The sequence below is a fragment of the Vibrio sp. 10N.286.49.E11 genome, assembly GCF_041469505.1.
Lineage (GTDB): Bacteria > Pseudomonadota > Gammaproteobacteria > Enterobacterales > Vibrionaceae > Vibrio > Vibrio crassostreae_C.
The window spans coordinates 41,048-54,591 of record NZ_JBFRKQ010000054.1 but is presented as its reverse complement, the minus strand read 5'-3'; the positions used below and the strand labels follow the sequence as shown (position 1 = coordinate 54,591).

General features: G+C 43.2%; 9 protein-coding genes. 5 read left to right on the top strand and 4 right to left on the bottom strand.

The genetic code is table 11. The features are described 5' to 3' along the window. Positions 1 to 170 precede the first annotated feature (170 nt). The 3 genes from AB4167_RS12430 (at position 171) to pheT (ending at position 4,888) form a co-directional block, all read left to right on the top strand. Positions 171 to 1,280 (top strand): GGDEF domain-containing protein, encoded by a 1,110-nt coding sequence (locus AB4167_RS12430; protein WP_029235308.1) that lies wholly within the window; start codon positions 171 to 173, stop codon positions 1,278 to 1,280. Positions 1,281 to 1,498: 218 nt separating this feature from the next. After that, positions 1,499 to 2,482 (top strand): phenylalanine--tRNA ligase subunit alpha, encoded by a 984-nt coding sequence (gene pheS / locus AB4167_RS12425; RefSeq protein WP_004734764.1) that lies wholly within the window; start codon positions 1,499 to 1,501, stop codon positions 2,480 to 2,482. An 18-nt stretch (positions 2,483 to 2,500) separates the two neighbouring features. Next, entirely contained in the window at positions 2,501 to 4,888 is a 2,388-nt protein-coding gene (gene pheT, locus AB4167_RS12420) for a phenylalanine--tRNA ligase subunit beta (protein WP_372074243.1), read from the top strand. 92 nt (positions 4,889 to 4,980) lie between these two features. Here the strand turns inward: pheT and AB4167_RS12415 are convergent, their stop codons facing one another. Next, positions 4,981 to 5,445: a hypothetical protein gene (locus AB4167_RS12415; protein ID WP_372136595.1), complete on the bottom strand. Its 465-nt coding sequence runs from the start codon at positions 5,443 to 5,445 to the stop codon at positions 4,981 to 4,983. A 17-nt stretch (positions 5,446 to 5,462) separates the two neighbouring features. Beyond that, positions 5,463 to 8,450 (bottom strand): RNA-directed DNA polymerase, encoded by a 2,988-nt coding sequence (locus AB4167_RS12410; RefSeq protein ID WP_372136594.1) that lies wholly within the window; start codon positions 8,448 to 8,450, stop codon positions 5,463 to 5,465. 254 nt (positions 8,451 to 8,704) lie between these two features. On the opposite strand from AB4167_RS12410, the gene AB4167_RS12405 reads away from it, so the two are divergent. Together AB4167_RS12405 and AB4167_RS12400 are read left to right on the top strand one after the other, a co-directional pair. After that, a complete protein-coding gene (locus tag AB4167_RS12405) occupies positions 8,705 to 9,577 on the top strand; it encodes an alpha/beta fold hydrolase (RefSeq protein WP_372136593.1) in 873 nt (290 codons plus the stop codon). Positions 9,578 to 10,160: 583 nt separating this feature from the next. After that, a complete protein-coding gene (locus tag AB4167_RS12400) occupies positions 10,161 to 11,087 on the top strand; it encodes a hypothetical protein (protein WP_372136592.1) in 927 nt (308 codons plus the stop codon). A gap of 202 nt (positions 11,088 to 11,289) precedes the next feature. Here the strand turns inward: AB4167_RS12400 and AB4167_RS12395 are convergent, their stop codons facing one another. Next, complete coding sequence (locus AB4167_RS12395; protein WP_050645430.1) at positions 11,290 to 11,853, bottom strand: hypothetical protein; 564 nt, start codon at positions 11,851 to 11,853, stop codon at positions 11,290 to 11,292. 60 nt (positions 11,854 to 11,913) lie between these two features. Next, a complete protein-coding gene (locus AB4167_RS12390; RefSeq protein ID WP_372136591.1) occupies positions 11,914 to 13,422 on the bottom strand; it encodes a DUF3360 domain-containing protein in 1,509 nt (502 codons plus the stop codon). Between the last annotated feature and the right edge of the window lie 122 nt (positions 13,423 to 13,544).

Sequence of the window (13,544 nt, the reverse complement as noted above, 5' to 3'; positions counted from 1 at the left end):
GGACGTCTCAAATTTAAGATGAGCCATATTTAGAATGTTCAAAGTCGTCTTTTTATAAAGTGGATCAAACAATCGAATAAACCTACAGGTAAAATGGTTATATTTTTCAGTATCTATAACCTCCGAATATGCATGTAAATCGTGCTGGTGGTATCGGCCTTAAGGGATTTATGAATTCATTTAATTGGGATAAAAACTTTGAAACAGGTATTGGTGTTGTAGATGAACAGCATCAATATCTTGTTGGTATTATCAACCACTACGGAAATCTGTTGTCAGAGAACACTATCTCTATCGACGACATAAACGTCGCTTTACTCGATCTCACATGCTATGCCGAATTTCACTTTAAAGAAGAAGAATCTTTGATGAGAGATTGCGGTGTGTATGAGCGACACATTGAAGAGCATATCAAAGTGCATCGTGTATTTATGCAAGATATCTACAGTATGCAAGCTTTCATCATGGAAGAAGATCAGTCGTCAGCACGGCAGTTACTTGATTTATTGATCCACTGGCTTGCTTACCACATCCTCGGCATCGACCAAAACATGGCGCGACAAATGACCGCGATAGAAGAGGGCGCGACACCTCTGCAAGCCTTTGAAGCGGAAGAAAAGCAGCAAGATTCTGCGACTGTCCCGCTGTTGGCTGCGCTTAACGGCCTGTTTGAACAAGTCTCTGAACGAAACAAACAGTTGTTACGCTTCAACCAGTTACTCGAAGATAAAGTTGAGGAACGTACGGCAGAATTAAAACGAGCGAATAAGAGACTTGAAGAACTGTCATTAACCGACTCTCTTACTAATTTGCATAACCGTCGTAGTGCTTTTAAACAGTTAGCGCTGCATTGGCAAGACTCCAAAGAACTGGGCATGCCTTTAGTGTGTATTATGATTGATGCCGACCACTTCAAGCGCATTAATGACACCAGCGGCCATGATGCAGGCGACTTGGTGCTACAAACCCTCTCGCGTGAACTGAAAAACACGTTCCGTAATGATGATATTGTTTGCCGGTTAGGTGGCGATGAGTTCTTGGTTATTTGCCCAAACACCGACCTTAAAGGTGGGATGTACATCGCGGAAACCGCTCGACAGAAAGTGTCTGAATTAGAGGTTGAAACCAGTCATCAAGTTTGGATTGGCAGTATTAGTGTCGGTGTCGCTGAAATGACCCAAGAATTCGAAACCATGAACGAATTGATTAAAGCGGCGGATGAGTCCGTCTATTTAGCAAAAAACGCAGGGAAGAACAGCGTTTGTTCTATTCAGATCTAGCCTTCAGGTCATTTCCAAATTAAGAAGTGGAACCTGTAATTGTTCCACTTCTTCCTACTCCTCATTAATATCCTGTTAAATTTGCCGTGTTTTTAGTCAATAACTTGCTCTTTTAACGATTCAATTTGGCATTGGTTGCGTGTTTGATTACTATGTGTAGCTATCTAAAAAAACTAATCATCCGATACGGACACTACCAACTGGTAGATGAGGAAATGATGCAACATCTAGAAGAGATCATTGCTAATGCAACGACTGCTATTGATACAGCAGATTCGTTAGTCGCACTTGATGAAGTGCGAGTTCAGTATTTAGGTAAGAAGGGTGAACTAACTCTTCAACTACAAAGCCTAGGTAAACTTCCACCTGAAGAGCGTCGCACTGCTGGTCAAGAGATCAACAAAGCGAAAGGTGCTGTTCAACAAGCGATCGCAGCTCGCAAAGACGCACTACAACGTGCAGAGCTTGAAGCGAAACTAGCTGAAGAAACTATCGATGTGAGCCTACCAGGTCGTCGCATTGAGAACGGTGGTCTTCACCCAGTTACTCGCACTGTTGAGCGTATCGAACAGTTCTTTGGTGAGCTTGGCTTTAGCACTGAGTCTGGCCCTGAGATCGAAGATGCATTCCACAACTTTGATGCACTAAACATCGCAGACGATCACCCAGCTCGTACTGATCACGATACTTTCTTCTTCAACCCTGATCTAATGCTACGTACGCACACTTCTGGTGTTCAAATCCGTACGATGGAAAACGGCAAACCGCCATTCCGCTTCATTGCTCCGGGTCGTGTTTACCGTAACGACTACGATCAAACTCACACGCCAATGTTCCACCAAGTGGAAGGTATGTTAGTTGATGAGAACGTAAACTTCGCACAACTTAAAGGCATTCTTAACGATTTCCTTTGTAACTTCTTTGAAGAAGAAGTTGAAGTGCGTTTCCGTCCTTCATTCTTCCCGTTCACAGAGCCTTCAGCTGAAGTTGACGTGAAACGTAAAGATGGCAAATGGCTAGAAGTTCTAGGCTGTGGCATGGTTCACCCTAACGTACTTCGCTCTGTTGGCATCGACCCTGAGAAATACTCTGGTTTTGCATTCGGTATGGGTGTAGAGCGTCTAACGATGCTTCGTTACGGCGTAAATGACCTTCGTGCGTTCTTCGAGAACGACCTTCGTTTCCTTAAACAATTCAAGTAATCCGGGGCAGTCGAAACTATGAAATTCAGTGAATCTTGGCTACGCGAGTGGGTTAAACCTGCAATTAACAGCGAAGAGCTAGCTCACCAAATCACTATGGCTGGTTTGGAAGTTGACGATGTAGAACCTGTTGCTGGTGAATTCACCGGCGTTAAAGTAGGTAAAGTGGTTGAGTGCGGTCAGCACCCAGACGCAGACAAACTACAAGTAACTAAAATTGATATCGGCGAAGAAGAGCTGTTAGACATCGTATGTGGTGCATCTAACTGTCGTCTTGGCCTAACTGTAGCAGTAGCAACAGTTGGCGCAGTACTGCCTGGTAACTTCAAAATCAAGAAAGCAAAACTACGTGGCGTTCCATCGCACGGCATGCTTTGTTCTTTCTCTGAGCTAGGTATCGACGTAGAGTCTGACGGCATCCTTGAGCTACCAGAAGGCACAACGCTAGGCATGGACGTACGTGAGCTTCTTGAGCTTAACGACGTAACTATCGACGTAGACCTAACAGCAAACCGCGCAGACTGCTTCAGCATCCGTGGCCTTGCTCGTGAAGTTGGCGTACTAAACCGCGCAGACGTTACAGAGCCAACAGTTGACGCTGTTGCAACAAGCATTGAAGACACAGTATCTGTTGAAATCAAAGCAACTGATGCTTGTCCACGTTACCTTGGCCGTGTGGTTAAGAACGTAAACGTGAAAGCGGAATCTCCAATCTGGATGCAAGAAAAACTGCGTCGTTGTGGTATCCGTTCAATCGACCCAGTTGTAGACATCACAAACTACGTGATGCTAGAGCAAGGCCAACCAATGCACGCATTTGATCTCGCTAAGATCGAAGGCGGTATCGTGGTTCGTCTAGCAGAGCAGGGCGAAAAGCTAACACTTCTAGATGGCAACGAAGCTGAACTAAACAGCAACACGCTTGTTATCGCTGACCAAAACAAAGCACTAGCAATCGCTGGTATCTTTGGCGGTCAAGATTCAGGTGTTACTACTGAAACGACAGACGTACTTCTTGAAGCAGCATTCTTCGCACCGGATCACATCCGTGGTCGCGCACGTGCTTACGGCCTTCACACTGATTCTTCTCTACGTTTCGAACGTGGTGTTGATTCAACGCTACAAGCAGCAGCTATGGAGCGTGCAACACAGCTTCTAGTTGAAATCTGTGGTGGTGAAGTTGCGCCAGTAAACGGCAGCGAATCTGAAGCTGATCTTCCTAAAGCAAACGTAGTTGCTCTACGTCGCGCTAAGCTAGATAGCCTACTAGGTCACGAAATCCCATCTACAGACGTAGTGGAAATTCTTACTCGCCTAGGTTGTAACGTTGAAACGACAGACGCTGGCTGGACGGCAACGTCTCCATCTTGGCGTTTTGATATCGCAATCGAGCAAGACCTAATTGAAGAAGTAGGTCGTATCTACGGTTACGATAACATTCCAAACCAAGCGCCTAAAGCGGCACTTAAAATGAATGACCACAAAGAAGCTGACCAACCGCTTAAGCGCGTTCGTGACCTTCTTGTAGACCGTGGCTACCACGAAGCAATCACATACAGCTTCGTAGAACCAGAGCAGCAAAAACTTGTTGTACCTGGTGTTGAGCCGCTAATCCTGCCATTCCCAATCTCTGCGGATATGTCAGCAATGCGTCTTGGCCTAATCCAAGGTCTACTAAACACAGTTGTTCACAACCAGAAGCGTCAACAGTCTCGCGTTCGTCTATTCGAATCAGGCCTACGTTTCATCCCTGAAGCAACTGCTGAAAACGGCATGCGCCAAGAAATGATGCTTGCGGGCGTTATCTCTGGTACTCGTGGCGAAGAGCACTGGGACATTGCAACTAACACTGTAGATTTCTTCGATCTTAAAGGTGACCTAGAAGCAGTTCTTGAGCTTTCTGCAAACGAAATCGCATACAGCTTCAAAGCAGCTAAGCACCCAGCACTTCACCCAGGTCAAACTGCGGCTATCGTCGTAGACGGCAAAGAAGTGGGTATCATTGGTACTGTTCACCCAGAACTAGAGCGTAAGTTTGGTCTTAACGGCCGCACTATCGTATTCGAAATCGAATGGGCAGCTATCAACACTCGCGTGCTTCCAGAAGCAGTAGCAGTATCTAAGTTCCCTGCAAACCGTCGTGATATCGCAGTAGTTGTTGACGAAGCAGTCGCTTCTGGCGACATCGTAGAAGCGTGTATCGCTGCTGGTGGCGAATTCCTAACAGGCGCTAAACTGTTCGACGTATACGTTGGTCAAGGCGTTGAAGAAGGTAAGAAGAGCCTAGCAATCGCACTTAGCCTACAGTCTGTAGAGCGCACACTTGAAGATGCAGACATCGCTGGTTCAGTAGATGCTATCGTAGCTTCAATCTCAGAGAAATTCGGCGCAGCACTTCGCGACTAATCTCTTCTGATAGATAGAAAACCAAAGGCCTCGCATTGCGAGGCCTTTTTTGTAATAGTTCAAAGAGTATCAGTTTTGGTTTTGGGGGACGGTTAGTTATCAGTTAATATTTTTTTGATAAGTGTATCTAATTCTTTTTCCCACTCTCCGCTATTGGCTGTTCTAGATACTGAGAGGTGTTGTTTGTGGGTAGATAATTGATATTCTATTGTCTCTACCCATTGTTGATCTCCTTTGTTTGCAATCAGCACTTGCTCAAAAGTAAAAAGAACTTGAGATACGAACCATCGGTACTCTCTCTTGTTGTTTTGTGTGTATATTCCTTGTGCGAAATTAGGATTATCGATACAAAGCTGCAAATACTCTTTATAAAAAGATGCTGCATTTTGTTTACGACTAGCAATTAATTGTTGATAGGCAATATATCCTGCAATCCCGGCTATGATTGCTGCGGAAATGGTCGCTATGTTTGATAATACACTTAGAATGCTGTCCCACAATGCGGCATCCACTAATGGGTGTTCCTTTAGCTTGATACAAACTTCACTACTAATCATGTGTTTTTGTTCTTTTGTTAATTACGGTTTTTAGATAATTTGAATCCAATAGGTACAGGTTTGAATTCATCATTATTGCTATTTCGCGACGATTTATTCTGAAAGCTTCGTAAGCTACCATAATCAATCTTGGCTAACACAAAGTAATCTGAAACTCCTCCCTTAATACGAACCGAGTCTCTTTTGTAGTCGACTTTGTAGGGTGCTCTTACCCTACTATCGCCATATCTTCGGTTGTTTACTTGAACAACAAATGTATGAACGTCATGAGCTGCCCCTTCAACTAAAAAACTAAAAGTTTTTACGTCGGGGTTCCATTCTAGAACAAATAGGCTATCAACCTTTCCTTGAAACCTAACTCGGTTCTGTGGGTTGGTGAGATCGCTACATACTATAACTCCAAATTGATAAGAGCCATGTTTATAAATTGGTAGTGCTTTATCATTACAAGGAGGTACATAGAGTTTTTTACGTTTTTTGCTTAGAGTTAGGCTTTCTTCATGAGCGGGCATGAGTTTCGGCTGCATGAATACCAAATTACTTAAATATCCTGTGGCGCGTGTTGTCAGAGAAACTAAGCAATCATTCCGAATAATATTGTTTCGATTGTTGTGTTGATAGTACTCCAGGCCTGCGATGAATGATATATTTTGCCTAGCCAATCGGCTTGCTATGTTAAAGCCCCAACGTCGTGGCATAGAGCATTCTGGGAAAACGATGTAATCAGCTTTCGGCTTAGTTTTTAGTATGTTATTTATTAGGCGGTTTACTGACTCATACCTTTCAACGCTCCTATCAGGAGTACCTTTTAGAGCATTCATAAATTGTTCGTCAGTAGTCTCAAAGTTTGTGAGAGCTACGATTACCTTTCTTTCGCTATATTTAGGAACGGTGTAGCATTCGCCATCTATCTCATCGGTATTGAGCCCAAGGTTGCCGAGACTATAAGTTCCTGCTCCTCTCAGCCCTAAAATAGAATCTTCGAATAACTTAGAATCACTCAGAACTGTAGGGCAGATTATTGCTATTTCTTGGATACTTAATGGCCGTGTTGGAAATGCCAATGCAGGCCAATGGGGTGTCTTAAGATTGGCTTCTTCCCGAAAACGTTTGATTAACTTGAGTCTTAGTACTTTCTGAATACTTTTAGCACGAGGGAAGCGTCTAGTTCTGAATTCTCTTTCTTGGTCATAATACCAAAAGTCTTTATATGGGCGACTTCCCAAGTCAGATATTAGCAATAGCCTACTATATCGTCGTATGTCTTCAATTGAGGTATTTTTTCCCCCCGAAGTTGTGCGTAACTCATCTAAGCTTTCTAGGGTAGAGTAAAGAGACTTCCAATTACTAAACCCTTTAGATGTTGATGCTTTTAAAGCTGTCTCTTTGAGTGATAAAAATAGATATTCTCTGCAAGAGAGGAGTTGTTCTTTTGAACTAGGTTGGGTTGTTTTCTCCAAAAGTTCAAGGCATTTGTTCAACTCAGAAAGAAATGCCTTAGTCGCATTAAAGTCCTGATTCGAAATCATTAGACTAAATACACGAGGAAGATAACCGGATAAATCAAATAGCCCTTTAGGCGTTAATAGATAGCGCTCGACAAGACCATAGAATTCTTCTCTAATTCCTATCCAGTCTTTTGCAACTAAGTCAGATGTATAGTTTTCAATATCTCTAATTAGTAGAGAAAGCCCCATTCTCTTAACTGAAACCACGTCAGCTTTTCTAAGAGCGTCAGCAATCAAAGATGCGTCAGGAGAAGCGAGTAGTGTCTTTTCGGCCATAAGAGCGGAAGAATGAGGTACTTCTGGAAGTAACCGATACTCACTAGACTGTTCTCTAATTTGGCTTTCAATTTGATTGATGAAATCTTCGCCATGTTCAGATGACAAACTAAAAATCTTTTGCTTGCTTGCGGTAAAGGTCAGATCTGAGTCTTGCGCGTATATAAACCTAAGTCTTAAGCTTGGTTGTTGCCCTTTCTGCCGAGATATTTTTATACAATCTACTTTTTTGCTTATATGAGAAATTATTGTATCACCAGTATTAGTATTCTCGGGCGTTTCAAAGACTAAAAAGATATCGTCAACATATCGACCATAATATGCTGGTTTGAGATTAGAATGAACTTCTTTATCTAGTTGGTATAGGAGAACGTTGGAGATTACTTTTGACGCTGAAATACCGACGGGTAAAGCTCCCTCTGGTCTTTTTTCAAAATCAGGCGTGAGTGAATACCAATATCTCATCGAAGAAAGTAATTGCTTTGTAAATATCTTTTGGTCTTTGGTCAAAGTGATATCAATTTCAGATAAGAAAGAAGGTTTCAACAGAAAATTCGGTGAAGCATTGTGGTAAAACCCAGCGAGATCCATTGTTACTGCAGTCGCATTTTTGCCTTTTTCGAGAAGACCTCTCATTGCAGATAAGCCATTTTCTCGCCAAGCTTTATAAGCTGAAAAATATGGAGAAAACAGCCCTGACGAATCATGATTTAACTCACCATTAGATGAATTGTGACGTTTTCTGCGAAGCCTATTCCCATATGACAGATTTTTGTCTAGTTTTGACTCGAATTGGTGTCCAACTTTAAGAATCCAGAGCGCTGAAATTATTTGGTAGTTTATAGTTGGTTTGATAACTAATCGGTACTGAGCATCTAGCTTCTTGTTACCACTTTCATTGAATCTCAACTTCCAATCTACTGAAGGGTCAACAGAGCGGTAATGAACTTGTTGATCATCGTTCCATGCAGTGTCATCAAGGTTTTTAGGGACGTAGTAATAGTCGCCGATGAAGTTTTTTGTCTCCCACCATGTACAGGTGCTTTCTGTGATTTCCTTAAACAAGGCCTCAATGTTTTCTTTGATGTTTTGCTCAAACTCAGCAAAATCCAATGCTGTTGGTGCGGAGTTATCGTAGAAAGCTTCCGATTTGGCTTTTCTGTAAGCGATATATATATCCGCTAGAGTAATAAACGTTTTATCAAATTGTTTTCTAGCCATACTGACTCTAACTGTTTGTGTTATTTATGTTTATGGTAAAGCTTCTTGGTATTTAGTAAAGGAATGCAAATCAAATAAAAGACTATTTCAGCCCTTAACTTGGTTCAACTACGCATTATTTAGACTAGTAACCAACCTCATCGATAGCTTTCTCCTAGATTTTCCTTTACCCGTCTACAGCTTCACACTTTATAGTGACTATATTGATTGAGAGGCGCTTTCTGCGTCCCCTCTAAAGTAAGTAGAGAGACACTATGAAACGTTTAATTCTAAACATCACACTCTTGGTATTCATGGCGATTGGCAGCTTTAATGCCATGGCTCATGATTCAACGGTTAAGTATGGTATTGCGATATCTCACGATGGTGAGCAAATTGCGTATGGCAAAAGTGGGAGTGGGGGTACGGCGCTGATTTTCATTCACGGTTGGAGCTTAGACAGCAGGCTATGGCAAAACCAAGTGAGTGAGTTTTCAAAGCAGTACCAAGTGATCACCATGGACTTAGCAGGCCACGGTAACTCATCGTTTAATCGTGAAGAGTACACCATGGTTGCATTCGCTGAAGACATCAAAGCAGTCATCGAGAAAGAACAACTTGAATCCGTCATCTTGGTCGGGCATTCCATGGCGGGTGGTGTTATTGCAGAAGCTGCCAAACTGATGCCGAAAAGGGTGAAGGGCATTATTGGTGCCGACACATCGCAAAACGTCGCACTAGCCGTTTCACAAAGCGACCTAGATGCAATGACCAAACCGTTTGAAGAAGACTTCCAAGCGGGTATCACTGCGTTCGTGAAAGACTCGCTACCAAAAGAGGTAGACGCAGATTTACTTTACTGGGTAACGCAAGACATGGCCTCAGCGCCGCCAGCTATCGCGATAAACCAGTTCCGCCACTATCTAGGCCAATACGTAACAGGTGAAGCACACCGCGTGTATGAGAACGTGAATGTACCAGTAATATTGGTCAACGCTCGCCTATGGCCAACCGATTCAGAAGCGAACAAGAAACACATCAAGGATTACAGCATTTACTACATTGAAGACTCAGGCCACTTCCCAATGCTAGAACAACCACAACAGTTCAACACAACGTTGATGAAAGCGGTGAAGTCAGTGAAGTAGGGTGGTTGTACGTGAGAGTAGGCTGATAATCCCCTCCTAACCTCCCCTTGGTTTACATCTCCAATCTCTTGTTGGTAATTGGAAAGGGGAGGAACTGAATACCGATCGCTACATGTACTGGCATATGTTCAGCGACAAAGAATGTTCTCCCCCTCGGACGTTAATCTAAAGAGATCGGTGAACTCCATTTGAGGGGGAGTTAGAGGGGGAGTTAGAGGGGGAGATTTTGGTCTACTAGAACCATTCCCCAACGTTGATGAAAGCGGTTAAGTCAGTTAAGTAGGGCGCTGTAGTTGTTAAAGGATATTGGTTAATCGTTCAGAGAAAAAACTGAGGCTTCGCGTGTGCGAGGCCTTTTTGTTCGTTGGAGGTTTTTGCTAGATACATTCATTTCAATTTGCGAGTCATACCCGCGTCGTTCACTCTTTTATGGTCCTTAAACGACGGCCTCATAGTTATATAAATGCTCTACCAACCACCCCTAGATACGTAATTAGCACCACTTTTATTAGCAAGGGCTGACCGAATCTAGGGGGGCTTTCTAGTGATAATCACTTTAACTATGTGTTTAGGACGTTCTGCTATGGCTAAGAAAATAATATTCATTCATGGTCGCGCTCAAAAGCCCGATAAAGCTCCCCTTCAAGCACTCTGGTACGAGGCTATAGAACATGGTTTGCAGCGAGATTGTGGAGACTCAAGCTCATTACAAGCTTTTAAAGATGTCGATAAACGGTTTGTCTATTACGGTGAGCTATCAAACACATTGTTAGACAAACCAACGGAAGACCCTGCAAGTCGTCAGCAAGCGTTGTCTGAACTCAAAAAGTACAAGACAAGCCAGTTCAATAAAACAACGTATAACAAGGTATCTAAAATTGGTTTTCTGAAAGAGGCGTTAGCAGATACTTTTTCATCGCTTTTTGGAAAGCTGGGTGTGGCTGAGACACTCATAACAAAGGTCGCGCCGGATATGGCGCATTATTGGTATGAAGATACCTATTTCGGTAGCGATGTCAGGCATAGGCTAATGGTTGAACTGAAGGAAGCGCTTGATAATCAGGATGATGTGATGATTGTGTCGCACAGTCTTGGGTCGATGATCAGTTATGACGTGTTGTGGAAGCTGTCTCATTACGGAGAGTATAGACACGACTATGGTGCGGACAAGAAGGTCAACTTATTGCTTACGCTCGGGTCACCGTTAGGAGATGAAAACGTAAAAGATAGGCTAAAAGGGAGCCGCTTGAAAGATGAGAAGAAGTACCCGTTAAACATTCAGCAATGGATAAACATATCGGCAGAAGATGATTTTATCTCTCATGACAGCAAAATTAAAAATGACTTCAAGGATATGCTCAAACTGGATCTAATACCCGGTGGAATGAAAGATATCCACCCGATTTATAACCTCAATATTCGCAACGGGAAAAGCAATCCACATGCTTCCATCGGTTATCTCATTAATCCTAAATTCATCAAAGTACTGGATGAATGGCTCTCGAGTTGATTTGGTTTACCATCGTAAATTGCTTCGGTGCTCGTTCATTGAAACTTAGATAAAACAAGGCCTCGCGTGTGCGAGGCCTTAGTTGTTTGTGGGGGAATTAAAAGTAGGGGTGTGAACACAGAATTGGACAAAAATGGCGAGGTTAAATGTACTCATGATTCAGAAAAAAATAACGAAGTCTAACCTATCCATTACTACGAAATTACAGCTTTACGATGCCACGAGTCACTTTAATGCCACCAATTAAAGTAGAACCACCGTAGTCTTTCGCTAATCTTAATAAAGTGTCATGAAATCCATGATTTGGGAAAGCTTGTTCTACTTCTGCAATCATGGACTTAGGGAGCCCTTTTTTAACCATTCCTTTTGATGCATCAATCCAGTCCGCTTTTCGACAAGCTTCTATAACTTTTTCATGTGGACCTTTATACGGTGTGATTTTGTGATGCCAGTGAATAGCGCCTTTTAGAGCATCAGGGTCTAATCCCCAATTTTCCTTTTCATTGTCATTTAATGCCACTGCTTCTGATGGCTCAAGGTAAGCGAGTTCATGGTCAGTCCACAGGCCAATATCATGATAGACAAATGCGGTTTCGACTAACTTTTCAAATTGTTCATCATAATCTAGAAAGTGCATTGCATAAGTGATTGTTCTATAAACATGATTACGATAGCCAAGATAATCTTCCCCAATCAGCTCTTTATAACGCTCAAGTAGTAACTCTACCCGTGGTCTCTCTAGCTTTATTTGAATCTTACTGCCCATGATTATTTCCTTATTAAATCATCCTGTTGTTCATTGAGGAGTTTAGACCAAAAATCGATATTAACGAAAACTCGGGATAATCGCTGGTATGCCCGGTAGAAGGCCAACCAACGCCATTACGCCACTTAGCACAATAAACATAGTGCCAGGCAACACCCAGCGGCTCATTTTACTCAGTTCACTACTACGTTCTTTACAACCGACTAAGCCTAAGTTATCCAACAGCATGGTGAGAGCCCAACCAAATGCTGGGTTAACGAGCGCTGAAGAAAATACAACAATCGCTGCCGACTGTGTGGTTTTTCCTTCACGCGTCATTTCCATTCCAGCTTCTAGCAATGGAACAAATACCCCAACAATCAGCGCCACACACAGTACAGGTTGCCAGATAGCTAAATCCATCGGGTAACCCCAAACTGCGGCGATGATACAGAACAGAGCTGTGAGCAGCGCGCCAGCAGGAATAGGGCGTTTAGCTATCGCCGCTGGTACGATATAAGTCCCCCATGAAGACGTAAAGTTAGTACCGCCAAGCAGAGAACCGAACGTTTGACGAATTGATGCCGTGGTCATGGTGTCGTCGATGTTCATGTGTACTTTTTCGGTACGTTCTGGGTAGCTGATCTTTTGGAATACTTGATGCCCTAAGAAATCCGGTGACCACATCGCTACGGCTAGAATCGCAAACGGCAATACCACCATGAAGTGTTCAATCGTCGGTAGGCCTAGCATCCAACCTGTATTTTCTCCCCACCAATACATAGGGTTCATGTTGGGCAAGCCTGGCTCAGTGTGGAAAGCAAATGGGGCGCCCATGGCAAATGCAATCGTACCACCCAACAAGCAGCTAAGAGGTACTGCTAACCAACGTTTGCGGAAGTGTTCCAGTAGCGCGTACAAGATAATGGTGCAAAAGATCACCACAAACGCGATGTGGCTCATACCGATTCCTTCAGCCCAAGCGAAAAGCTTTTTCACTTGAGAGGCGGTTCCAACAAAGCCGAGGTAGAGCAATAAGCCGCCACACACGCCTTTACTGGTGAGGTTGGCCAACATGCTGCCACCTTTACTGATGGCTAAGATGAGGCCAAAAGCGCCAATCAACAGGCCAAACGCCATCGGGTGTCCACCTGCTGCAACCACAATCGGAATCAAAGGGATAAGTGGGCCGTGGGTCCCTGCGAGGTTTGCAGTCGGCAATAAAAAGCCAGAGAAAATAATAATGAAAACAGAGGCGATGAGCAGTTCATAACGAACGTTTTCTAGAATGAAGTCTTCATTTAATCCGAGAGCCCCAGCAAAGGTGGCTGCAATCGCGCCCACCATAACCACTTTACCAATGGTCGCCGCCATCGCTGGGATGGTGTCTTCTATCTCAAATCGATAATCTTTAAACGGCAAATTTGGACGCCAGCGCTTAGGCGACATGATTTGCAATTCGTGTTCTAGATACTGTTCTCGGGATTCAAACTCTGAGCTTGGTTTATGTTGTTGTTCATGGGTGAGTTCATCCTCATTGGCTTGAGGCTTCTCTGTTTGTATATGTGCGGACTCTAAAGTAGTGCTCATTTTGATTCCTTTCGTTCACACTCTTAGGTGTGTTATTCCAACAAACGTTGTTGACTCACGGTATGAAGCGCAAATAATGCGTCAACTTATAATTAAAAACTCATTAACATTTAGTTGTTAGT

Excerpts from the sequence above, each read along its gene's own strand:
- pheT (WP_372074243.1), top strand. The coding sequence starts at position 2,501 with ATGAAATTCAGTGAATCTTGGCTACGCGAGTGGGTTAAACCTGCAATT.
- AB4167_RS12405 (WP_372136593.1), top strand. The coding sequence starts at position 8,705 with ATGAAACGTTTAATTCTAAACATCACACTCTTGGTATTCATGGCGATT.
- AB4167_RS12390 (WP_372136591.1), bottom strand. The coding sequence starts at position 13,422 with ATGAGCACTACTTTAGAGTCCGCACATATACAAACAGAGAAGCCTCAA.
- AB4167_RS12400 (WP_372136592.1), top strand. The coding sequence starts at position 10,161 with ATGGCTAAGAAAATAATATTCATTCATGGTCGCGCTCAAAAGCCCGAT.
- AB4167_RS12410 (WP_372136594.1), bottom strand. The coding sequence starts at position 8,450 with ATGGCTAGAAAACAATTTGATAAAACGTTTATTACTCTAGCGGATATA.
- pheS (WP_004734764.1), top strand. The coding sequence starts at position 1,499 with ATGCAACATCTAGAAGAGATCATTGCTAATGCAACGACTGCTATTGAT.
- AB4167_RS12415 (WP_372136595.1), bottom strand. The coding sequence starts at position 5,445 with ATGATTAGTAGTGAAGTTTGTATCAAGCTAAAGGAACACCCATTAGTG.
- AB4167_RS12430 (WP_029235308.1), top strand. The coding sequence starts at position 171 with ATGAATTCATTTAATTGGGATAAAAACTTTGAAACAGGTATTGGTGTT.
- AB4167_RS12395 (WP_050645430.1), bottom strand. The coding sequence starts at position 11,853 with ATGGGCAGTAAGATTCAAATAAAGCTAGAGAGACCACGGGTAGAGTTA.